Annotated in this window: 16 protein-coding genes; 3 read left to right on the forward strand and 13 right to left on the reverse strand. The window is 50.7% G+C overall.

Annotated features, from left to right (window positions below; all coding sequences use genetic code 11):
• Positions 1–53: 53 nt before the first annotated feature.
• The 4 genes from DWY89_RS10215 to DWY89_RS10230 all read right to left on the reverse strand — a co-directional run bounded on the left by DWY89_RS10215 (position 54) and on the right by DWY89_RS10230 (position 6,183).
• On the reverse strand, positions 54–2,297 hold the full coding sequence (locus tag DWY89_RS10215; RefSeq protein WP_118468748.1) for a DNA topoisomerase (ATP-hydrolyzing): 2,244 nt from the start codon (positions 2,295–2,297) through the stop codon (positions 54–56).
• Between the two features lie 85 nt (positions 2,298–2,382).
• On the reverse strand, positions 2,383–4,302 hold the full coding sequence (locus DWY89_RS10220) for a DNA gyrase subunit B (RefSeq protein WP_118523004.1): 1,920 nt from the start codon (positions 4,300–4,302) through the stop codon (positions 2,383–2,385).
• Positions 4,303–4,785: 483 nt separating this feature from the next.
• Entirely contained in the window at positions 4,786–5,571 is a 786-nt protein-coding gene (locus DWY89_RS10225; RefSeq protein ID WP_117795818.1) for a ZIP family metal transporter, read from the reverse strand.
• A gap of 375 nt (positions 5,572–5,946) precedes the next feature.
• Complete coding sequence (locus tag DWY89_RS10230) at positions 5,947–6,183, reverse strand: hypothetical protein (RefSeq protein ID WP_022360338.1); 237 nt, start codon at positions 6,181–6,183, stop codon at positions 5,947–5,949.
• Positions 6,184–6,420: 237 nt separating this feature from the next.
• Between DWY89_RS10230 and DWY89_RS10235 the strand changes: the two genes are divergently transcribed.
• Positions 6,421–7,800, forward strand: coding sequence for an MATE family efflux transporter (locus DWY89_RS10235; RefSeq protein WP_118524661.1), 1,380 nt, complete (start codon positions 6,421–6,423; stop codon positions 7,798–7,800).
• Between the two features lie 177 nt (positions 7,801–7,977).
• On the opposite strand, the gene DWY89_RS14735 is transcribed toward DWY89_RS10235, so the two are convergent.
• The 5 genes from DWY89_RS14735 to secG form a co-directional block, all read right to left on the reverse strand.
• A complete protein-coding gene (locus DWY89_RS14735) occupies positions 7,978–8,106 on the reverse strand; it encodes a hypothetical protein (RefSeq protein ID WP_265104141.1) in 129 nt (42 codons plus the stop codon).
• Entirely contained in the window at positions 8,103–9,695 is a 1,593-nt protein-coding gene (gene hcp / locus DWY89_RS10245; protein WP_182434560.1) for a hydroxylamine reductase, read from the reverse strand. The genes DWY89_RS14735 and hcp overlap by 4 nt, the downstream gene beginning before the upstream one ends.
• Before the next feature lie 285 nt (positions 9,696–9,980).
• A complete protein-coding gene (gene smpB / locus DWY89_RS10250; RefSeq protein WP_022358767.1) occupies positions 9,981–10,445 on the reverse strand; it encodes an SsrA-binding protein SmpB in 465 nt (154 codons plus the stop codon).
• 49 nt (positions 10,446–10,494) lie between these two features.
• A complete protein-coding gene (gene rnr / locus DWY89_RS10255; RefSeq protein ID WP_118524668.1) occupies positions 10,495–12,600 on the reverse strand; it encodes a ribonuclease R in 2,106 nt (701 codons plus the stop codon).
• Positions 12,601–13,321: 721 nt separating this feature from the next.
• Positions 13,322–13,558: a preprotein translocase subunit SecG gene (gene secG, locus DWY89_RS10260; protein WP_107000428.1), complete on the reverse strand. Its 237-nt coding sequence runs from the start codon at positions 13,556–13,558 to the stop codon at positions 13,322–13,324.
• A gap of 250 nt (positions 13,559–13,808) precedes the next feature.
• Here secG and DWY89_RS10265 point away from each other — a divergent pair, with 250 nt between their 5' ends.
• Together DWY89_RS10265 and DWY89_RS10270 are read left to right on the forward strand one after the other, a co-directional pair.
• Entirely contained in the window at positions 13,809–15,524 is a 1,716-nt protein-coding gene (locus DWY89_RS10265; protein ID WP_243022810.1) for a CvpA family protein, read from the forward strand.
• Between the two features lie 7 nt (positions 15,525–15,531).
• Positions 15,532–16,542, forward strand: coding sequence for a nucleoid-associated protein (locus DWY89_RS10270; RefSeq protein WP_118524055.1), 1,011 nt, complete (start codon positions 15,532–15,534; stop codon positions 16,540–16,542).
• Between the two features lie 67 nt (positions 16,543–16,609).
• Here DWY89_RS10270 and DWY89_RS10275 read toward each other — a convergent pair whose 3' ends face one another.
• The 4 genes from DWY89_RS10275 to DWY89_RS10290 all read right to left on the reverse strand — a co-directional run bounded on the left by DWY89_RS10275 (position 16,610) and on the right by DWY89_RS10290 (position 23,059).
• A complete protein-coding gene (locus DWY89_RS10275) occupies positions 16,610–17,338 on the reverse strand; it encodes a histidine phosphatase family protein (protein WP_118524054.1) in 729 nt (242 codons plus the stop codon).
• An 85-nt stretch (positions 17,339–17,423) separates the two neighbouring features.
• On the reverse strand, positions 17,424–18,236 hold the full coding sequence (locus tag DWY89_RS10280; protein WP_118524053.1) for a hypothetical protein: 813 nt from the start codon (positions 18,234–18,236) through the stop codon (positions 17,424–17,426).
• Entirely contained in the window at positions 18,233–19,453 is a 1,221-nt protein-coding gene (locus tag DWY89_RS10285) for a DUF5716 family protein (RefSeq protein ID WP_118522717.1), read from the reverse strand. The genes DWY89_RS10280 and DWY89_RS10285 overlap by 4 nt, the downstream gene beginning before the upstream one ends.
• Positions 19,454–19,480: 27 nt before the next feature.
• Complete coding sequence (locus DWY89_RS10290) at positions 19,481–23,059, reverse strand: DUF5717 family protein (protein ID WP_118524052.1); 3,579 nt, start codon at positions 23,057–23,059, stop codon at positions 19,481–19,483.
• Positions 23,060–23,330 lie beyond the last annotated feature (271 nt).

The raw sequence follows: 23,330 nt of genomic DNA on the forward strand, positions 1-23,330 counted from the left end.
ATGAAATACCTCCTTTTTTCGTAAATGTACTCTCGGAATCTTTCTGTTTGATTCTAGCTTCTCGCCCGGCTTCCCTTGCCATCGCGGTGCCCTATTTTCAAACGGCTCAAATGAACCGGTTTTTCTTTATACATAACGATCGGATCGTCCTCAGTGCCGTCCAGCAGATGGATTGTCTCCAGCGACTCGGTACGCCCCAGCTTGATACCGCGCACACCTTTCGCATTCTTCTTCATCTCCGATATCTCCTCGATCGGGAATCGCAGGAAGATACCGCTGGTCGTCTGGATGACCGCCTCTTTCATGCCGTCCGCCGGCTGTACCGAGAGAAGCATATCATTCTCCTGCAGCTTGGTCGCCGCCACTGTTCGGTTATTTGTCTCAAATTCCCCGCCGGGCACGATCTTAATCATCGCATCCTTCGTTGCAAATAATAGCTTCTGTCCCTTTAACTGCGCCGCATTCACCACACAGACCGGACGTTCTTTGGTGGCATCAAATTTACTCAGGTTATCGATCGGCACCCCCTTATCGCGCAGCTTTCCAAAGGGAATCTCGGTCACCTTCACCTGATGGAATGCACCCAGATCCGTAAATAATCCGATCTTATCCGTCGTATGGCACGGCAGTACATACACATTCTCCGTGTCCACTGTCTCCCGGTTCCGCTCGTAGATCGACGGTTCAAGAATCTTACAGTATCCAAACTTGTCCAGCACGAACACACCCGGTCTGGCGCTCTCCGCCGCCTCGTCATACACCGCCTCGCGTCCATCCTCGATCTTCGTACGGCGTTCCACCGCAAACTCTTCCTTGATTGACTGCAGATCTTCTTTAATCACCTCGTCCATCGCCTCACGGCTGCCGAGAATCTTCTGATATTCTTTGATCTTTCGGAGTGTCTCTTTGTACTCTTTCTGGAGTGCTAAGATCTCCAGGCCGATCAGCTTGTAAAGACGCATTTCCAGAATCGCAGATGCCTGTTTTTCTGTAAAATGAAGCTTCTTGGCATCTTCCTCAAAGCCCGGTGTGCGGAACTGGATTTTGGAAATATCGCCCTCCATCAGGCAGGCTTTTGCATCCTTCAGGTTCTTCGAACCGCGCAGGATCGCGATAATCAGATCGATGCAGTCGCAGGCTGTGATCAGACCTTCCTTGATCTCCTTCTTCTCCTGCTCCTTTTCCAGAAGCACCTGATACTTGCGGGTATTATTTTCATACTGGAAATCCAGGTAATTCTTTAAGATTCCCTTTAAATTCAGCGTCTCCGGACGTCCATTCGCGATCGCCAGCATATTGACACCGAACGTATCCTCCAGTTTTGTCTTTTTATACAAAATATTCTGGATTTTCTCAATATCCGCGTCTTTCTTGAGTTCCAGAACAATCCGGATTCCTTCTTTATTCGATTGGTTGGAAATATCCACCACATCGGCAAGTTTCTTGGACTCAACCAGATCTGCGATATCCGACAGACATTTATTGATGCCAGCGCCGATCATCGTGTACGGAATCTCCGTGATCACCAGCTTGTCCCGGTCAGAACGGCGTTTTCCAAGCTCCACCTCCATCCGGGCACGCAGCTTAATGCGCCCCGTTCCTGTCTCATAGATCGCCGGAAGTTCACTCTTATTCGCAATGATGCCGCCGGTCGGGAAATCCGGTCCCTTTAAGACGCTCAGAAGCGCTTCCGTCTCCATCTCCGGCTGATCGATATACGCCATCACCGTATCGATGACCTCGCCCAGATTGTGCGGCGGAATGCTGGTGCTCATGCCCACCGCAATTCCCTCGGCACCGTTGATCAGCAGATTCGGCACGCGGACCGGCAGAACCTCCGGCTCTTTCTCCGTCTCATCGTAGTTCGGCACAAACCGGACGGTCTTGTCCAGATCCTTTAAATACACTTCCTCCGCAAACTTCTGGAGACGCGCCTCCGTGTAACGCATTGCCGCCGCCCCGTCGCCCTCGATGGAACCAAAGTTTCCATGTCCGTCTACCAGCGGCATTCCCTTCTTAAAGCTCTGGGAAAGCACGACCAGCGTCTCATAGATCGAGCTGTCGCCGTGCGGGTGGTATTTACCCATCGTATCACCGACGATACGCGCCGATTTCCGATGCGGCTTGTCATGCCCCAGATGCAGCTCCCCCATATCGTAAAGAACGCGGCGCTGTACCGGTTTCAAACCATCCCTTGCATCCGGGATGGCGCGGGCCGTGATGACACTCATCGAGTAGTTCATATAGCTGCGCTGCATTTCCTCTGAATATTCTGTCGTAATGATCGTTTCAGCCATTCTATTTTCTATCTCCTAAATTCCTGTCATATACTTTCATAATCGTAACTGTTCAGTGCCTTCACAGTCACTCATAATCTTTCTATTAAGCATCTATCTCCGCCTCATCCGCGTGATCGTAGATAAACTGCCGTCTCGGCGGCACGTCGCTTCCCATCAGCATCTCCGTGATCTCCGACGCCATCCGGGCATCCTCGATCTCCACACGCTTGAGCACACGGTTCTCCGGGTTTAACGTCGTCTCCCAGAGCTGTTCCGCATCCATCTCGCCCAGACCTTTGTAGCGCTGCAGAGTAAATTCCCCTGTGTGGGTTCTGCGGTAGCGCTCCAATGCTTTCTCATCGTATAGATACTCTTCTTTTCCCTTTTTCGGAATCACCTTAAATAACGGCGGCATCGCAATATATACGTGCCCGTTCTGAATCAATTCCGGCATAAAACGGTATAAGAAAGTCAGAAGCAGCGTATCAATATGGCTTCCGTCCACATCGGCATCCGTCATCAGGACGATCTTGTGGTAACGCAGCTTCGCAATATCGAAATCATTGCCATATCCTTCCGAAAAGCCGCAGCCGAACGCATTGATCATCGTCTTGATCTCAGCATTCGCCAACACCTTGTCCATCGAAGCTTTCTCCACATTTAAAATCTTGCCCCGGATCGGCAGGATCGCCTGATAGCGGCGGTTTCGTCCCATCTTAGCTGAACCGCCCGCGGAATCTCCCTCGACAATGAAAATCTCACATTTCTCCGCTTCGCGGCTCTCACAGTTTGCCAGCTTTCCGTTGCTGTCAAAGGAAAAACGGGATTTCGTCAGCATATTGGTCTTGGCACGTTCCTCTGCCTTCCGGATCTTTGCAGATTTCTCCGCACAGGCGATGATCGCCTTCAATACCTCTAAATTCCGGTCAAAATAAAGCTGCAGCTCGTCCCCTGTCACGCTGAACACCGCTTTTGTCGCATCGGCACTCGCCAGCTTTGTCTTCGTCTGCCCCTCAAAGATCGGATCCGGATGCTTGACCGCCACAACCGCCGTCATGCCGTTTCTCGTATCCGGTCCTGTAAATTTTGTATCTTTTTCCTTCAGGATTCCCAGCTCTTTCGCATAGCTGTTGATCATCTGGGTAAAACGCGTCTTAAAGCCCGCCAGATGCGTGCCGCCCTCCTGTGTAAAAATATTGTTGCAGAAGCCGAGTACATTTTCCTCAAATGCATCAACAAACTGGAACGCCACTTCAACCTCGATCTGGTCGCTGACGCCCTTAAAATAAATCGGATCATGAATCGGCGTCTTCGTGCTGTTCAGCTCGCGCACATACGCCACGATGCCGTCCGGCTCCGAATAAGTCACCTTTTCAGCCTCGCCTGCCCGCTTATTCTCATAAAGAATCGTCAGCTTCGGGTTCAGATATGCCGTCTCATGCAGGCGGCTCTTGAGCCAGTCCGCCTTGAACCGCGTTTTCTCAAAAATCTCCGGATCCGGCAGGAAATTGATCTCCGTTCCGGTCTCTCTTGTCTTTCCAACCACCGGCAGAAGACCATCGATCAGCTCAACCGTCGGGATGCCGCGCTCATATGCATCGTGATGGATCTGTCCATTCTTATATACATTGACCTCCAGATGCGCTGAGAGGGCATTGACAACCGACGAACCGACGCCGTGCAGACCACCGCTCGTCTTGTACGCATTGTTGTCAAACTTGCCGCCCGCGTGCAGGGTCGAGAGTACGATTCGCTCCGCCGCCACACCCTTTTTATGCATCTCCACCGGAATACCGCGTCCATTGTCCCGGACGGTGCAGGAGCCGTCCGCCTCCAGCGTCACGCGGATCTGGGAACAGGCGCCCGCCAGGTGCTCATCGACCGAGTTGTCCACAATCTCATAGATCAGGTGATTCAGTCCCTTCGTTCCCACACTTCCTATATACATACCAGGACGCTTACGGACAGCCTCCAGCCCCTCCAGAACTGTTATGCTGTCCGCATCATACTGTGTTTTACCCATAGATTCATTCCTCCTGTGCCCGACCTGGGAATCATATTTGCTGCCATTTACACGTATGATGCAAACGGCAGCTTTTATTTCACTAGCCAAGCTGATTTCTTCCACTTATAATACGTATTTATTTTATGACTTTGAAATCATGCAAATAGAACATTCTAACTCTCTGGCATCACACCCGCCAGCCATTGTTTTATAGACTTTTCATTACCGAAAAAGTAGTAAACCGTTCTCATTTACTATAAAATATTAGTAACTGTTCAGTACCTTCACCGTCACGCGCAAAAATCCATTAAAAATTGCCTGCGGCAATGGGATTTTTGCCTGCTAGACCATGTTTTCGTACGGTCAGCGCAGTAAATGCGCGGACCTACTGAACAGCTACAAATATTATTACATAAATTCAAAAATTTTGCAACGCATTTTTTAGAACAAATGTTCGCTTTTTAGGCAGCCGGATTCCATGCCAGCACTGCCAGCTTTCTTTTATCCCAGCGCCACATCCAGAATCATCATCAGCACAAATCCAACCGCAAATCCGATCGTTCCCATATCGGAATGACTGCCCTGCGCCGACTCCGGAATCAGCTCCTCCACAACCACGTAAATCATCGCCCCTGCTGCAAGCGCCAGGAGAACCGGCAGAACCGGTTCCAGATAGCGGTACGCGGCGATCGTCGCAAGCGCCCCGATCGGCTCGACGATACCAGAGAGTGTTCCCATCGCAAATGCCTTTTTCCGGCTCATCCCTGACTCACTCCGAAGTGGCAGGGAAATGATCGCTCCCTCCGGGAAGTTCTGAATCGCGATTCCAAGCGAAAGCGCCAGAGCCGCTGCAAGCGTGATACCGCTCTTTTCTGCTAAGAATCCGGCAAATACCACTCCGACTGCCATGCCCTCCGGGATATTGTGAAGTGTGACCGCCAGAACCAGCATCGTCGTCTTCTTGAGCCCGCACACATGCCCCTCCGGCTCATCACTTCCCAGATGCAGATGCGGGATCACACGATCCAGCAAAAGCAGCATCAGAATACCCACCATAAAACCAATGGATGCCGGCAGAAATGCCAGATGCCCCATCGCTTCGCACATATTCATCGACGGAATTAAAAGTGACCAGACCGACGCCGCCACCATCACCCCCGATGCGAATCCCAGAAGCGTTTTCTGGATGATCGGCTTTAACTCATTTTTCAAAAAAAAGACGCAGGCTGCTCCCGCCGTCGTACCGACAAACGGAATCAAAACCCCAAGAAGCGTATTTTGATCCATATTCATTCCTTTCTTTTTCTTTTTAAATATCTGAACGGTTCTTTTCCCGGAACCTCGTTTTTTTTCTTCTATTTCTCTTTGATGTACCGGGTCGTTCAAAGAAGTCATCTCAAGTTCCTCTGATTGAATATTCCTATTGTAGCATATGCGCCTTTCTTTTGCACGGTTCCTTTTTATCATTAAGCCAGTTTCATCCACCAATCCCGGCTCAAATCCGATTCAAACAACCCTCTGTTTATACATCGGCATTCTTTCATATGTTTCTCGTTTGCAAACGTCTTTCCGCAAACAAAAAAAGAGAACCAAAAATCAGGATGTCCCTAATTTCCAGTTCTCTTTTCATTCTTTGAATACAATGATTTATCACTCTTTAATTTATTTCTGCTCAGAATTCTGTTTAATAAACTCATGAACATCGTTTACGCTTAAATTGCTCTCTTCGATCGCATCCAGTAATTCGCTTAATTCAGCTTTACGAATCTCAGCCGCTAATTCCTTTTTCTCTGCTTTCAGAGCTTTAACGGTTTCTTCTAATTTAGCCAGCTTCTCTTCTACCGCTGCCAGCTTCTCTTTGTTTACTTCTAATGCAGAACGTTTCGGTCCTCTCGGCATAATACATACCCCTTTCGTTTTCTTTGAGAATAGCACAAATCTCTTATTTGTGCAATATCGATTCGTTTAAAAACCAAGTTTTTCATCAATCAGAGTAATCTCCATTTCAATAAAACGCATTTTTTGATAATATACTTCCTTTTTGAATCTCTTTTGAATGACTTTCTCTCTGGACAAATTTCTTTTTCCTTATTATAATATCAGATTGTATCCAAACGCAAGAAAAAAGGAGTTTGTATGAGTGCTTCCAATACACAGAACGATTTTTCCAAAGGAAGTATCGTTAAAAATATCATGAATCTCGCGATCCCGATGACGTTGGCGCAGCTTATCAATGTCCTGTACAACATCGTTGACCGCATCTACATCGGACGCATACCCGATCATGCCACCCTATCTTTGACCGGCATCGGGCTTTCGCTGCCGATCATCACGCTCGTCATCGCATTTGCCAACCTGTTTGGCATGGGCGGCGCGCCGCTCTGCTCAATTGAGCGCGGACGCGGGGATATCAAAGAAGCCGAGGCAATCATGGGAAATTCCTTCTCCATGATGGTTATTTCCGGTGTGCTTCTGACCGTACTCTGCCTGATATTCCGCAAACCAATGCTGTATCTGTTCGGAGCCAGCGACGCTACTTATCCATATGCGGACGCCTACATTACAATCTATCTGCTCGGCAGCCTGTTCGTGATGGTCGGACTCGGCATGAACTCGTTCATCAATTCACAGGGATTCGGGCGCATCGGCATGATGACCGTCCTTTTGGGCGCTGCCGCCAATATCCTGCTCGACCCGATTTTTATCTTTATGCTTCACATGGGAATCCGCGGCGCGGCGCTCGCCACCATCCTGTCGCAGCTTCTCTCTGCCATCTGGATTCTGCGGTTTTTAACCAGTGACAAAACAATCCTGAAACTGAGACGTTCTTCGATGCACCTTTCCGCACGGAGGATCCGGAAAATCGTCGGACTCGGTCTGTCCGGTTTCACGATGGCGATCACCAACTGCACCGTCCAGATCATGTGCAACGCAACCTTACAGGTATACGGCGGCGATCTCTACGTCGGTGTTATGACCGTTATCAACTCCATCCGTGAAATTGCAACTCTTCCGGTAACCGGCGTTACCCACAGCGCCCAGCCGGTGCTCGGTTTCAATTATGGGGCGAAAGAATACGGCCGCGTTAAAAAGGCAATCGTCTTTACCTCTTTTATTGCAATTTTATATACGACCGGTATCTGGCTGATCGTCGATGGTTTCCCAGCATTCTTTATCCGCATTTTTAATCAGGATGCAGAACTCATTGCAGCAGGTATTCCGGCGATCCGCTTATACTTTTTCGGATTCTTTATGATGTCGCTCCAATTCTCCGGACAGTCGATTTTCGTCGGTCTGGGCGAATCCAAAAAAGCGATCTTTTTCTCTATTTTCCGAAAAGTAATCATCGTCGTTCCGCTGACAATCCTGCTGCCAGGTATGTTCGGAATGGGCACCAACGGCGTATTCGCCGCCGAACCAATTTCCAACTTTATCGGCGGAATTGCCTGCTTTGGAACGATGCTTTTTACCATCTGGCGGAAATTGACGAAACTGCAGAAACAGGAAGCAGTTTAAAATATATCGCACAAGCCTGTAAATAAAAAGCAGCTGTAAAACAGATATTTCTTTGAATTTCTTTATCTGTTTTATAGCTGCCTTTTTATTTATACTTTTTTGCGGCGGTTCTGCGTCCTTATTATAATATCACGACTTCTTTTTATCTATTTCCTTTTTCATCGAATATCCGCTTAATTATTCCGTTGTCTCATACGCATACAGAATCGTCCGAGCATTGTCAAATTCATAGCTGCACGTTACAAAAGAATAGAGACGTACAATTGTCCCCTCGATCGGGGCTTTTGCACTCGCGCCCAATATCATCTGTGCAGATCCTCCTCCGGTGTGCTGATCGGTGCAATGTTATAATTTTCCACCAGATACTGCAGCACATTCGGAGAGATAAATGCCGGAAGGGACGGTCCGAGGAGAATATTTTTGATCCCCAGATGAAGCAGTGTCAGCAGGATACACACTGCTTTCTGCTCATACCAGGAGAGCACCATGGAAAGCGGCAGATCGTTGACACCGCAGTCAAATGCTTCTGCCAGTGCCACCGCAACCTTGATGGCGCTGTAAGCGTCGTTGCACTGTCCCATATCCATTATTCTCGGAAGACCGCCAATCGTACCCAGATCCAGATCATTGAACCGGTATTTGCCGCAGGCAAGGGTCAGAACAATGCTGTCTGCCGGTGTCTGCTTTACAAATTCGGTATAATAATTGCGTCCCGGCTTGGCACCGTCACATCCGCCGACCAGAAAGAAATGTTTGATGGCTCCCGATTTAACGGCATCGATGACCGTATCCGCCACTGAAAGAACCGCATGGTGGGAAAATCCAGTCATGACTGTTTTGCCGCCGTTTATGCCTGTAAAATGCATATCCTCAGGATAACCGCCCAGTGAAAGTGCCTTTTCAATAACCGGCGTAAAATCTCTCTCTTTGCCGATGTGTACCATTTCCGGATAAGATACGACTTCCGTCGTAAACACCCGGTCGGCATAGCTCTTTTTCGGAGGCATCAGGCAGTTCGTCGTAAAGAGAGCCGGAGCCGGAATATCTGCAAATTCCTTCTGCTGGTTCTGCCATGCCGTGCCGAAATTGCCCTTCAGGTGAGGATACTTTTTCAGTTCCGGATAAGCGTGCGCCGGAAGCATTTCTCCGTGAGTGTAGATGTTGATGCCCTTATCTTTCGTCTGCTCAAGGAGCTGTTTTAAATCGTATAAATCATGGCCGCTGATAACGATAAACGGGCCTTTCTCCACGGTCAGAGACACCTGCGTCGGAACAGGATTTCCATAAGTTTCGGTGTTGGCTCGATCCAGAAGCGCCATGCACTTGAGGTTGATTTCACCCACTTCCAGGACAATCGGAAGCAGCTCGTCCATGCCCCAGTCATCCATGCCGATCGCAAAGAGCGCCTTAAAAAAGAAGCGATTGATCGTGTCATCGGTATATCCCAGAACGGCCGCGTGGTAAGCATACGCCGCAACGCCGCGGATTCCGAACAAAATCAGCGATTTCAGAGAACGGACATCCTCGTCTGCCTCCCAGAGATTATTCATATCATAATTGTTATTTTTGCCGCAGGAGACCGTGCACACGAAACAATCAGGCACCAGGCGTTCTCTCTCTTTTTCAACCCGCCGGATCAATTCAGTGATGGTGTCATTGTTAAAATTCACATTTGTTACCGTGGTAAACAATCCTTCCAATACAAGCCTGCTGGTATCCCCGCTAATCAGGTATTCATTGCCTTCCGTCGCTCTTGCAAGACCAATCAGCGCACCCGTCAGCTTATCCTGCAGCCTGGCGGTGTCCGCTCTCTTGCCGCACACACCGGCACTGCCGGTACAGACCGTACAGCCTGCCGTCTGCTCACACTGGTAACAAAACATTTTCCGCTCCATACTTTATAACTCCTTTTCGTTGTTCTGCAATCAACTGCCATTATTTCTAACCTGCGGCACCCTCACGTTCAAGAACACATTCGCGCACTTCCAGGCTGCCGGCTTTTTGTCTTTCTTAGCTTTACAAGCGTATTATAAAAAAATACCGGCAGAAATTCAGTTGTTTTTACAACGAAACAGAAATTTAAGTTCAAAAGAATATTTAGCCGTAAAAATACCGACCTCCAATCGTTAGATTTTTAGGTCTAACATTTGGAAGTCGGTACATAGATGGGATCTTTTCTTTTATTTCTGTCTCGCCTTAAACGCACGGTCAATCTCCCGCTTCGCGTCCTTTTTCGCCAGATCGTCTCTCTTATCATACAGCTTCTTACCGCGTGCCAGACCAATCTCTACTTTTACGAGACTTCCCTTAAAATACACCTGCAGCGGCACCAGCGTATATCCTTTTTCTTTGATCTTTGACATCAGGCGGCGGATCTCCAGTTTGTGGAGAAGGAGTTTCCGCACACGCAGCGGATCTTTGTTAAAGATATTTCCCTTCTCATATGGGCTGATATGCATGCCGAATACATACACCTGACCGTCGCTCTCGATCTTGATAAATGCTTCCTTGATGCTGCATTTACCCATGCGGATCGATTTAACCTCGGTACCGAATAACTCGATCCCGGCTTCGAATTTATCATCGATAAAATAATCATGGTAGGCTTTCTTATTGTTCGCCACCATCTTGATTCCAGCTCCCATTTTAATTCCTCTTTCCCTCTCTACTTTTTACATCTTATTTTACAATCTTCTACTTCCAGTACACCGCCGGCATAAAATCAATCGTCCTCGCATACCGGTCGCACGCAGTCACGCGAACGCGGATAGTCTGACCGAGCTTGTACGGCTTTCTCGTCATCTCTCCGACCAGCTCATAGTGTGCTTCGTCAAATACGAAATAGTCGCCGCGCAGTTCATTGACATGAACTAATCCTTCAACTGTGTTCGGCAGCTCGACATAGAAACCCCAGTTGGTGACACCGGAAATGACTCCCTCGAATTCTTCTCCGATGTAATGTTCCATGTACTGGACTTTCTTCATCTTATCGGTTTCGCGCTCGGCTTCGTCAGCGCGGCGCTCCAGGGCCGAGGTCTGGACTGCCACTTCCGGCAGGATTTTCTCAAAATGGGCGGTTTTTCGCGCATCCATATTGCCGTGGAGGCATTCTTTGATGATCCGGTGGATCTGCAGATCCGGATAACGGCGGATCGGGGAGGTGAAATGAGTATAATATTTCGCCGCCAATCCGAAATGACCGGAGTTCAAGGTCGAATATTTCGCCTGTTTCATGGAGCGCAGCGTCAAACGGCTGAGCAATGCCTCCTCCGGCGTGCCCTCTATCTTTTCAAGCAGCTTTTGCAGCTCTTTCGGGTGGATTTCGCCGCCCGGCATCCGCAATGTATATCCGAAATTGTTGATGAACGTGCCGAGTTTCGCCATCTTCTCCTCATCCGGTTTCTCATGGATTCGGTAGAGGAACGGAATTTCCTGCCAATAATAGTCCTCGGCTACCGTCTCATTTGCCATCAGCATGAAATCCTCGATAAGCTTCGTCGCCGCGTTGCGCTCATACGGCTTGATCTCGATCGGGCGTCCTTTGGCGTCGAGTAAAATCTTGCTCTCTGGAAAGTCGAAGTCGATCGCACCGCGCTCCTGGCGTCTCTTTCGGAGAAGCTGCGAAAGTTCTTTCATTTGCAGGAATAAATCCACAAATTCCTTATATTTCTCCTTTGTCTCTGCATCATCATCCGTGATGATCGCATTGACCGCCGTATACGTCATCCGGCGATCGACGCGGATCAATGTCTCTGCAATCTCATGTCCGATCACGACGCCTTTGTCATTGATTTCCATGATACAGCTCAGCGCCAGGCGATCCTCGCCCTGATTCAGGGAACAGATACCGTTTGAAAGTTTATGCGGCAGCATCGGAATGACGCGATCGGTCAGATACACGCTCGTTCCGCGCTTTAATGCCTCGCGGTCAAGCGGGCTGCCCTCGCGGACATAATGGGTCACATCCGCAATGTGTACACCGAGCCGGTAGCCCTGCTCCGTCTTTTCCAGCGTGATCGCATCATCGAGATCCTTCGCTTCCTCACCATCGATCGTGACTGTCGGCAGCTCACGCAGATCCTTGCGTCCCGCCTTGTCCTCCTCGCGGACGGCATCCGGGATCTCTTCAAGCTGTGCCATGACCTCCGGAGAAAATTCTTCCGGCAGACCGTATGCTTTCACGATGGATAAAATATCGACTCCCGGATCGTTCATATGTCCGAGAATGCTGGTGATCACGCCCTCCGGCTTCTTATCCGGGCTGTTTCCGTAATCCTTGATCTTCACGATGACCTTATGACCGGTCACTGCGCCCGCGTCACACCCCTGCGGGATGAAAATGTCGCGTGAAATCCGTGGATTGTCCGGGATCACAAAGCCGAAACCGCCGTTTTTCTCATACAGACCGACCAGCTCCTGATTAGCGTGCTCCAGGATCCGCACGATACTTCCCTCAGCTCTGCGTCCGCCGTCGCTCTCCTGCTCAATCACAACCAGCACCTTATCGCCGTGCATCGCGCCCTTTGTTTTTTCACGCGGAACGAACACATCCTGCTCACGTCCCTCGATTGTCACGAAACCGAAGCCCTTCGGGTGTCCCGAATAAATACCTGCCTCTGAAAATGTCTCCGGGCGCCCCAGCTTGCCCTTGCGGGACATGCTAATTTTTCCCTCTTCCAGCAGATGATCGATAACCCGCTGCAGCTCCCGGCGCTGTTCCTTCGGAATATTTAAAAGAAGTGCCAGCTCCTTCAGCTTCATCGGCACGTATGCCGGTTCATTCATGACATCCTGAATCATCTTGCAGCGGCGGGTAAACTCCTCCTCGGAAGCGCCAGCATCCTCACGCTCCTTCTTGCCGCGCTTTTCGCGCTTCTTATCCATCTCACGCTCAAGCTTTCGATCACGGTCTTTCTTTCCCGCTTTATCCTTTTTCTGGCGCACCGATTTTTCTTTCGGACCTTTCGCACGCTCCGGTTTTTTCTTCTTTTTTCCGTACCTCTCTTCCCACTCGCCAATCAGCCCATCCCCGTCAATCTGGCGCTGTACGCTGCTCTCCCGGCTTTCTCCGAGCATTTTCTCTTCCCGCGCTTCTTCTTTGCGCATCGCAAACTTCTGTTCTGCATTTTTCCGGATCGTTTCCAGCATCTCATCCGAGAGCTTCATCTCCGTCTGCTGACGTTTTTCAAACGCCTCTCTTTCTCTCCTGGGATTTTCCGGCATTTTCTGTCCTTCCTCTTTCTGTGAAGCTGCCGCACTCTGCATCTGCGCCTGGCGCTTCTGCTGTTTTGCGTATTTCTGAGCCTCGCTTCTCTTTATTTTTCCCATGATTTTATCAAATATGTTCAAATTTATCTCACTTCTCTTTCTTAATTCACATTCTCGCGCCATTTCCTATGAAAAAAAGCTGCCACGTCCAGCGCTCTCTGCCTCTCACCCCTGCATCTGCTCGGAAACCACCGGCAAATATCAGATTCAGGAAACAGATCCCGCTGCCACGCGACAGCCTCTTAAAGGTTCCTTACAGGAATTTCAAATTCAAAACTAATGCAAGGATCAGCCACAGAATTGCAGCATATTTGGTCAGCTTCTCCAGCTTTCCTTCCATAGAACGGCTTTTATTTCTGCCCCAGTAGCTGTCAGCCATACCGCCGATGGAACCGGACAGACCTGCCGATTTGCCCTCCTGCAGTAGGATTACCGCCGACAGGAATACACAGATAATAATAAATATGATCGTAAGGATCGTCTTGATCATCTTCGCACCTCCTGAATAAACATAGTAATCATAGCATATTTTCGGCGGAAGGACAACTGTTTTTTTCCCGACTTCAACCCGGGAATTTGCCGTATTTAAATGCGAAGCCACGGCAAATTCCGTTTCCGGGCTTGATTTTATCTCTCGTCGTGCGATACAATAGAGTTCTATCACATTTACAATCAGCGAAATCCTTTTTTTCATGGGAACAGCTATTTTTTATCATAAAACGAGTCAGGAGGGTTCTATTTTGAAAAAATTCACTTCGGCGTTTGGGCGTCTGTTTCTCTCTGCCGTCCTTATTTTTCTGGTGTTCTACACCATGATGCCAGCCATCAATCTGCACGATCAGGATTTCATCGTATTCCTGATTATCTGCATTCTGATTGTACTGGCAGTCAACTTTATGGAAAGCATTCTCATATTCCTAAAAACAGTGCAGCAAAACCGCGGCGTTGAGATCGTGCGCGATCCTGTGACCAGACGGATGGTTCTGCGGCGCAAGTACGCCGACGCCTCCGGCAGTCCGTTTGCCGGTTTTAAGGCGATGGGACGCCCGTGCAAATATGGCACAATCGCGATCGCTGTCCTGATCTTCTTTTCCCTGATCGCCTCAGCGGCGGGCGTCCAGCTTTTTAATGCGTCCCGCTACCGCGATCTGATCACCGTTACCGAGGGCGATTTTGCCTCAGATGTCGCAGAGCTTGGCATGTCGCAGATCCCGGTCGTTGATAAGGACACCGCCTCCCGGCTCGGAAGCAAAAAGCTCGGTGAGATGACCGACCTGGTCTCCCAGTTTGAGATTCAGGAAAATTACACACAGATCAACTACAAGGGGACACCGTACCGCGTGACGCCTTTGCGCTATGCCGACCCGATCAAATGGCTTTACAACCAGAAGAAGGGACTTCCGGCATACATTGCTGTCAATATGGTCGATCAGAATACCGATCTCGTCTGGCTGTCCTCCGGCATGAAGTATTCCACCAGTGAATATTTCTTCCGCAATATCAACCGCTACATCCGTTTCTGCTACCCGACACGGATGTTTGAGACGGTCTCCTTCGAGATCGACGACGATGGAAATCCATACTGGGTGGCGCCGACCATCGCCTACCGGATCGGCTGGTGGAACGGCAAGGACATCGACGGCGCGATCCTCGTCAATGCTGAGACCGGCGAATCTAAGTGGTACGCCAAAGCGGATGTACCGCAGTGGATCGATCAGCTCTATGATTCGAACCTCATCATGGAACAGCTCGACGACAACGGCAGATTCCAGAATGGTTATTTAAACTCCATCTTCGGTCAGCGCGGCGTGCGCCGGACGACCTACGGCTACAACTATCTCGCCATCGACGACGATGTGTGGCTGTACACCGGCATGAGCTCTGTAACCTCAGATGAGTCGAACATTGGCTTCGTCCTCGTCAACCTGCGGACGAAAGAAACGAAATTTTACACCGTTCCGGGTGCCACCGAGCTCGCCGCAATGGATTCCGCGCGCGGACAGGTGCAGCACTTAAATTACAGTGCGACCTTCCCGCTTCTCTTAAATATTTCCGGACGACCGGCATATTTCATTTCCCTGAAAGATGCTGCAGGGCTTGTGAAAATGTATGCATTCGTCGATGTCGCGCAGTACCAGATCGTCGGCACCGGACAGACGATCGATGAGGCGAAGCGCAATTACCGTGAGACGCTGGGACAGGAGGAAATCGAAGATCCGACTGCCAAGGAACCGGCGGCAAGCGAAACTGTCTCCGGCACGGTCGAGGCGATCGAGAATGTCGTCGTTTCCGGTAACACCTGCTACTATTTCACACTGACCGATGACCGCACCGACAGCATCTACACCGCTGCGATCACCGTTTCCGAGCGGCTTCCGTTCGTGCAGGCGGGCGACTCCGTTTCCTTTGAGTGCGTCGAGAATGGTTCTACAAAAGAAGTTATAACCTGGAGGTAAGATAACATTGAAAAGTGAAGATATGATTTTAAAGGCAGCCATCGTGCACATCCTTGATTCTTCGGTGGGAATCCCGGTTCTCTCCGACCAGAGCATGGAGGTCGGACCCGATTTTTCCGACTTTCTGAAAGCGCATATCGAGAAAATCACTGAGAGCGACGATGTCAAGCACTGTACATTTGCAGAAGGATCCGAGGTCAAAGAGCTGCTGCAAAACTGCAACCCGGACAATTTCGTCGAGACGAGCAAACAGCTCGCCGAGCGCCTCTACGACATCATGAATGCGAATATTGACATTCCGGCCGCCGATGTGGCGATGACCGTATTCGGCTGCAAGGGCAAGGATTATCTGGCATTCTTAAAAATGAACTACAAAACCTCTTACACGCATCAGACCAAAGAAACAGACGGAGGCAACAGCAACGAGATCATTTTACAGCGCGCACTGCTTCCGGGACAGGGACAGCGCCTCTCCGAGGCGTTTGTCCTCGATCTCTCCGACGGCTCCCTGATTCTGGCTGAGAAAAAATATGAGGTCAACGGCGAAAAATGCTTCTATTTCTCCGAGCTCTTCCTCGAATGCCGCGCCCCGCTCTCCCAGAAATCCAAGCTCGACATCGTCACCCGCGCCGTCGATCAGGTTGCCAAAAAATATTACGGCGACGAGGATGCACAGAAAAAGATGGAAATCAAAGACATTATCTGTAATGAATTAGAGGAACAGGGCGAAATCAAGGTGTCCGAACTGCGCGAAAAAGTATTTCCCGGCAGCCCGGAGATGCTCGAGGAGCTGGATGAAAAACTCGACCGCTACAACCTCTCCTACGAGACGGTCGCGCCGAAAAATGAGCAGACGATCAAGAAATTCCAGAAACAGAAGCTGTACACTGACACCGGCATCGAGATCACGATCCCGATGGAAGAATACAGAAATCCCGACCATGTGGAGTTTATTACCAACATGGACGGGACAATCTCGGTGTTGATTAAAAATATTGGGATGCTGAGCAGTAAATAGCCTCTCACACAAAATCTATTTATCGGCTGATTCAAACGATTGCGATACATAATAACAGAAACATCCATCAGTCATGCCGTTGATCAAACCGTGTATACACCTCACAGAACCGCGCCGCAAACGACGGCTCGCGTCCACCCGCATACAGATGAGAAACATCCCCAAAACGGCTCATGCGGAAGGATGCAACGCCGGAGCGGCGCTCTTCTGTATAGAGCACCGTCACCGACGACGGTGCCGCACAGGTTCCGTGCCAGAGCTGCATCGGAGAGATATTTAAGAGATGGGAAAGCAGGACGCACTCGACGCCAAAATGACAGAATAACACAATCGTGTCCTCATTCGGTGCCACGGCTCGGTAAAACAATCCGTTTCTCTCATATCCGTGCTGGCTGAGCAGCCGGTCAAGCTCTCCAGTCACCCAGTCGTACTCTTCCTTTACATGGGCGTTCCGAAAGACTTCTGTTTCATGCCAGTGATCCTTATCAAAATACTTCGGCTCCGCCATCCACGCATCCGGCAGCCAGTCCCAGACACAATGCCCGGAATCCTTTCCCGGATGTACCGCCTGCGGGGCAAATTCACGCAGCCAGCTGCAGGTTTCTGCCGTGCGGCAGGCTTTTTTTAAGGTCAGGGACGCCGTGTCCTTCGCACGCCCCAGCGGCGATACATAATAAGCCGCCACCGGAATCGGCGCCAGACGGTCTGCCAGAAGCTTTGCTTCCTCCCAGCCAGCCGGGGTCAGGGAATCAATTGAGTAATCAGGATCCGCATGGCGGACAATCAGAAGGCGCATAGGAAAACTCCTTTCGTAAAGAAATGTTACAAAACCAAAAAGCGCGGTGCTCATGACCAAAGGATGTATCTGGGCGCGGGCAAAATTAGAGCATCTTCCGATACTCCTGCTTCCACCCATTTAAAAGTTCTCCCGCACTCTCCATCCGCCGGACCGGATTGCGGTCAAACATCGTCTCGACCATGCGGACATTCCCGCACTTCTCCGCAGTCTGATTCGCCTCGTCGAGTTCCCGTTTCCAGATCTCCTTCTGTTCCGGCGTCATCGCAGCCGCATGCCGCTCCTTAAGCTCCAGCTTCGGGTCAATCAAGGCAAGCTGGTACAGATGCTTCAGCATCTCTGGGCTCTTGTCGAAATTGTACGCCATTTCATAAGCGGTAAACGCTTTCTCAAACCAGAAAATCCCGGCATACGCCGCCCCGATATTGTTCCAGATCTTCGCGGTAAATTCGTCCGTCAGCGATTTGACCCGCCAGTCCTCCAGAATCCGGTTGTAGTAATAGATCGCCGTCCCAAACTGCCGCAGGCGGAAATAGTAATCCGCCATCTCCTTCCGGAACTCCGCCGCATTCATTTTGCGAAATGCCGCCAATTTCTGGCGGTATGCCGCAATCTCCTTTGCCGTATAATAACAGCACTCCTGCAGAATCACGATCGGCAGCTCGTCCTGGCTCTCGCCGCTCCGCTGCCATGCCTCCAGTTTGCCTGCCAGAAACGAAAGTCCCAGCTCCGAACGGATAAACTCAATCAGGCGGTCATCCACAAATCCATCCAGCACCAGAAGCGGATTCTGATAAATGACATAACACAGCTCCTGCGACGATGCGATATGGACGCCCAGCCGTTCTATGTAAAAAGGATGTCGAACCGGCTCCTGCCGGCAAAGTATCAGACTCATAATGAAACCTCTTGTTTAATCATCCGGTTTGTCGCCGGAAACAATTCTCCAAATCCCAAATCACGTATCATGACGATCATCGTGTCTTCCCCGGTAAATCCAAATGCCATCTCGATCCGGGTCGTCCGGTCCGGGCGTTTCGGGAATCCCTCGAGCGGAATCTTCACCGTCTTCTTTTTGCGCGGTTCCAGCGGCTGGAGTGAAAATTCTACCTCCGGCGTGCCCGACACGATAAATTCCGCCGTCATTTTCGTCTCATACCAGCTGTCCCCGGCGGATGCCAGCACCAGCTGTCCCTCTTTTTCACGCTCCTGAATCTTTAGAGAAACCGTTGTTTTCAGCCGCCCCTCACAGATACAGGTAAAATGGTACGCACTCTGCGCTTCACAGAGATCTTCCGAGCGGATCAGCGCCCCTCGGGTAAATACATCCATCTCCGCAAACACCCGGCGCCGTTTGCAGATCTGCTGCATAAAATCTGCCGCCCAGTCCGTCTGTGCAAATCCCCTGCCGGTCAGGATGATCGCTGAAAACAGGCGCTTCTGCAGCAGCCGTTCCGCACAGGAGGAAAGAATCCGGTCTGCCATCTGGATGCCCGCGTCGCTGTCCAGCACATTTAAGTGGAATGACTCCTCCAGTTCCTCCTGATCCGCGACCACCTGCATCTGGCGCAGCCCGCGCTGCACTCTCAATTCATAATAATGAAGACCATTCTCCGAAAGTTCAAACATTCCCACCTGGTTGCTCCAGACTTCCCGTTTCTGGCTCATCACGTAATATACAAAGCTCTCCGCGTGACTGATCACATGCACCCGGCTCCGGTCGATTTCCAGAAAATCGGCACAGTACATCAGGCAGTCCACCAGCTTTACCTCAAGCTTTGGCACCGTGATCACCAGGTTTTCTATCTCTTCTTTTCCGGACGCCTGTCTGGGAATCGCAAGCACCTGCTTCAGGAACATTTTCAGCAGATATAAGCCCTCGTAGCGAACACCATCGATCGTGGCGGTGCCGTCCTTCATCGCCAGGGAAAGCAGCTTATCTTCCACTACCATGCCCTCTAACGCGCCCCCGGCACTCTCCTCTGCCACCCGCCAGACGTCCGAATCCGGTTCTTTTCCGATCCGGGTCGGAACCGACCAGATCGTCTCCTGACCCTGACAGGATATATGTGTGCATGAATCACACAGATCCATGCCAATTATAAGTCCATTCATCTATCGTTTGTCCGTCTGTCCCTTTCCTCAGGCGATCGGGAAAAGTGCGCTTACCGCCGCATCTCTCTTCTGGTACTCCCGCATCTTTTCCCGAAGCGCCGTCTCGTTATTTACTTTTAAAGAAAGACTCATCTCATTGAGCGCCGCAAACCGGCTTTCCCGGCTGCGTCCCGGAATCTCCCTGCAGGAAATCTCTCCCTTTTCTTTCGTCTTCCGGACGCCGTCCTCTTCCTCTTCGATCTGATATTCCAGCGTCTCGCCCTCAAAAATCACCTTTTCACGAATGTAAATATCCCGGTAAACGAGACGCATTTCCTCATAGTGGAACTCTTCCTCCTGCGGCAGAATCCGCAGCCGCAGATACGGGCGCACCGCCCGGTTTCCGTGATACTCGATGATTTCTTTATCTAAAATATTGCCCGGGATATGGATAAACCGCGCCAGATCCTTAAAATAGGCAAAAATCATGCCCGCATCTAAAAGCACATCCACCACCGACTGGCACAGGCGCCGCTGTTCCTCCGAAAGCTCCGGCAGCGTCGCATAATACTTTGTCAGCGCCAGCAGATAAATATCCGGGATCCGCTCCCGATCAGAGCTTCCCTGCACAGCACCCTCCAAAAATGCGAACACCTTGTCGTCCGTCGGACGGTTTTCCAGAAAATATTCCACGCTCTTGACCGTGAAATACGCGCGCACGATATTTTCCCCTGTTTTCTTGCGTGACGCATAAAGCTCGAACACCCGGTCTAACTTTGCTGTATTGCCGGTAAAGAGCATCTGCGCCACCAGCCGTTCCTCCAGATCATACGTCTCCACCCGGAGCCGCAGCCCCTGCATCAGGACGCGGTACATCTGATCCACCGTACCGTTGAAATGTTCGCAGAGATAATCGAGAATCACACTGTCCGGCTTCTCGTGTTCAAAGACATACCAGGTCAGATAAAGCAGGTGGTCATCCCGGTCAAAGAGATTTTGAAGCAGCATTCTCCCGCAAAGCCGCAGCAGCAGATTGACCGGCAGACCTTCCAGACCATACCGGCACACCATCTCATACGCCTCGCTGAAATGCCCGCACCGGATCAGCGTCCCGCAGACGCCGTTTCTCTCATCCCGCGTCAGCTGGTCCTTGTCAAGACTCAGAAGGTATGAAACACTTCCATCCTTTTTCGCATCCTCAATCCCATCCGCCATCCTCTTATAATACCGCACGATCGCTGACAGCACCTTTGCCCTAAACAGCGGGTGCAGCTCCATCTTCTGATCCGCGTGCTCCAAAAGGATCGCATCGTCCCCGGTCAGCACCTCCTTGCGGCAGGCTTTTGCACACGCATTCATAAAAAGGAACGGATGCATCGGATTCATTTCAAAACAGGTCTGTAAAAGTTCCTCCATATCCGTAAATACAGGCTGGATGGCGCAATTTACCCGCGCATACCGCGTCTCATTTTCATCCTGGAATAGAACCAGATCGCGCTCCGAAAACAGCGGCACATACGCCGTGCCCTCGTTCAGCACATACGCGTCCTCCGTCATCTGCTCCTCATGGCGCACCACCACGTATTTCATCGCCGGTTCCCGGCATTCTACCCGGCAGGATTTCAAAATCCCCGGCAGGACACGCGCCATCTGCGTATCGATCAGTTCCGGATAGATCAATTTCCGGTACAGGACCGCCAGGGCACCGTCTATCCGTTCCTTGAAAAGCTGATCCACCGCAAACTCTTCCATCGCCCGCTCGTACATCCGGTAAATATCCGAATCCGGCGTTCCATATGTAAGAAGGTTCGCATAAAGCTTCGCCAGTGACCCCGCATCCAAATTTGCCGAATACGAAAAGTATAAAAATACCTCACGCGACATCAGGCGGTCATAATTCTCCGGCATCGCATATAAATAATATTCATACAGGCGCGTCAGACTCAAATCTGCCTCCAGCGCCCGGCTATACCATTCAAAACAGGCTGTCTCCCGGCAGTCTCCCCGGATCAGCATTGCACAGAGCGCCTCCAGAATCTCCGTCTCCGGATACAGCCCGTAAAGTTCCGTCAAAAGGCGTCTGTAAAACTCCCGGTACGAACGGGACGCACGCACCACCCGGACCGCCGCCAGTGCCAGCTCGCGGCTGATGATTTTCCGGCGTGCCCCATAGTACAGGGCATGAAGTTCAAAATTACCCGCATTGTCTAAAAGGATCGGATCACTCTCCAGAAGTTTCAGTCCCGCCGCATAGAGGAATGGGCTGTGACAGCCATCCTTAAACTCCTGCTCCATGCTGATCAGCACCGTAACCGGATTTTTCTGCAGTTCCTCATCCAGACGCAGAAGCATCAGATAATAAAACAGGCTGCAGCCCGTCTCCTCCGACGCATACTGCTGCAGCAGGCGGATCAAAGTGTCCTTCTGCTCGGCATTGCCGGTCAGCGTCACATACAGATAGCGGTACAGGCAGTTAAGCTTCCGGTCGCCCGATATTTTAAGCGCCGCTGAATCCTGCAGCTCCTTTAAAATCGTCTGCGCTTTCTCGCGCCGATCAGTCAAAAGGTATAATTCCGCCTGCAAAAGCCGCAGTCCCGCGTCATAGTGCGTCATTTTCATCAGATCCAGCTCCCGCTGCATCTGGTGAACCGCCTCCGTGCCGCCGATCCCATTTTCATACGCCAGACGGGCAGTCAGATAATTTCCAAGCTCTTTCTGGAATGACATATGTGCCCGGTCGCATCCGCCCGCATCGGCAGCCGATGCCTCGATCGGGATCCGCACGGTTTCTCTGGCAGTGTGAATCAGGACGGCACCGAAATTTTTTCCGGCATGCAGCCGTTCCGCCAGAATCCGTACCGGAATACGGAGCAGACCATCTTCAAAATCCGCCTGCGTCGCACTCTTCTTCGGCAGATGGAGGAACTCACCGTCTGCCGTCACCTCCAGGTACACACTGCCCCAGTTATCCATCCGGATCTCGATCGTATCCTCGGCATTCTCAGCCAGCTCGGCATATACGCGCGCCCTGCCCGGAATCGTCAGACCGACCGGCTTTTTCACGCCCAGTCCAACCAGAAATTCTTCCATAAAATTTGCCCGGCTGCCGTGCCCCTTCAGGCCGTCATAGAGTGCCCGCACATGCAGATCCTGCATAAACGGCACTTCCACAAAATCCGGGTACTCCAAAAGCCGGAGCGCCGTCTCCATATCATTTTCCGCGACGTGCAGAAAATCTTCCGCCGTTTTCAGATCACCTAAAGTCTTCCCGGCGTCTGCCACCTCGACATGAAACTCATACGGAATCTCCTCTTCCCCGCAGTTTGTCACCAGATAAAAAGAACCCGTGATCGTGTCGCCTGCCGTCAGGAACGAAGTGTCCACTTCATATACGATCCGGCACCGGAGTCCGCCAAACGAATTGTTATCCCCTGGAATCCGCACCCGCAGGTTCGAGGAATACACAAATCCCTTCACACTTAATCCATTTTCGCTCCCGATCCATAAATTTCTCTGCATCAGGGTATTCATCCGCAGCGTCTCGTCTATCTTTTCAGGCGACCAGGTCATCTTCGGCTGTTCCGAATCGATGATTCCCTTCGCCAGCCGGTTAATTCTCTCTTTCATTCCTATCACCTGCCGTTTCATTATCCTGTCCCGGTAACTGCTTTGTCTTCCCACAGTTCCGTCGGTTCGAAATCTCGTACCTTATATCATACCATATTTTGTCTGCATTTACATCAGGGAATTGGAGAATTTCGCTGATTGCCCATCCGGCATTTTTTTCAAGTCGAACGTCCGTGAGACTTGGCGCGTGATTCTGGTCAGCGAAGCTGACATATTCTTTACAGAATCACTGCGCATCCTCGCGGAGCGTTTATCTCAGTCGGAGACAAGG

It is taken from the genome of Clostridium sp. AF27-5AA, assembly GCF_003478415.1.
GTDB classification, from domain to species: domain Bacteria; phylum Bacillota; class Clostridia; order Lachnospirales; family Lachnospiraceae; genus Otoolea; species Otoolea fessa.

Coding starts and splice junctions, on each gene's coding strand:
- DWY89_RS10220 (WP_118523004.1), bottom strand. CDS start 4,302: ATGGGTAAAACACAGTATGATGCGGACAGCATAACAGTTCTGGAGGGG.
- DWY89_RS10215 (WP_118468748.1), bottom strand. CDS start 2,297: ATGGCTGAAACGATCATTACGACAGAATATTCAGAGGAAATGCAGCGC.
- DWY89_RS10290 (WP_118524052.1), bottom strand. CDS start 23,059: ATGAAAGAGAGAATTAACCGGCTGGCGAAGGGAATCATCGATTCGGAA.
- smpB (WP_022358767.1), bottom strand. CDS start 10,445: ATGGGAGCTGGAATCAAGATGGTGGCGAACAATAAGAAAGCCTACCAT.
- DWY89_RS10275 (WP_118524054.1), bottom strand. CDS start 17,338: ATGCGCCTTCTGATTGTCCGCCATGCGGATCCTGATTACTCAATTGAT.
- DWY89_RS10235 (WP_118524661.1), top strand. CDS start 6,421: ATGAGTGCTTCCAATACACAGAACGATTTTTCCAAAGGAAGTATCGTT.
- hcp (WP_182434560.1), bottom strand. CDS start 9,695: ATGGAGCGGAAAATGTTTTGTTACCAGTGTGAGCAGACGGCAGGCTGT.
- DWY89_RS10280 (WP_118524053.1), bottom strand. CDS start 18,236: ATGAGTCTGATACTTTGCCGGCAGGAGCCGGTTCGACATCCTTTTTAC.
- DWY89_RS14735 (WP_265104141.1), bottom strand. CDS start 8,106: ATGATATTGGGCGCGAGTGCAAAAGCCCCGATCGAGGGGACAATTGTA.
- DWY89_RS10225 (WP_117795818.1), bottom strand. CDS start 5,571: ATGGATCAAAATACGCTTCTTGGGGTTTTGATTCCGTTTGTCGGTACG.
- rnr (WP_118524668.1), bottom strand. CDS start 12,600: ATGATTCAGGATGTCATGAATGAACCGGCATACGTGCCGATGAAGCTG.
- secG (WP_107000428.1), bottom strand. CDS start 13,558: ATGATCAAGACGATCCTTACGATCATATTTATTATTATCTGTGTATTC.
- DWY89_RS10285 (WP_118522717.1), bottom strand. CDS start 19,453: ATGAATGGACTTATAATTGGCATGGATCTGTGTGATTCATGCACACAT.
- DWY89_RS10230 (WP_022360338.1), bottom strand. CDS start 6,183: ATGCCGAGAGGACCGAAACGTTCTGCATTAGAAGTAAACAAAGAGAAG.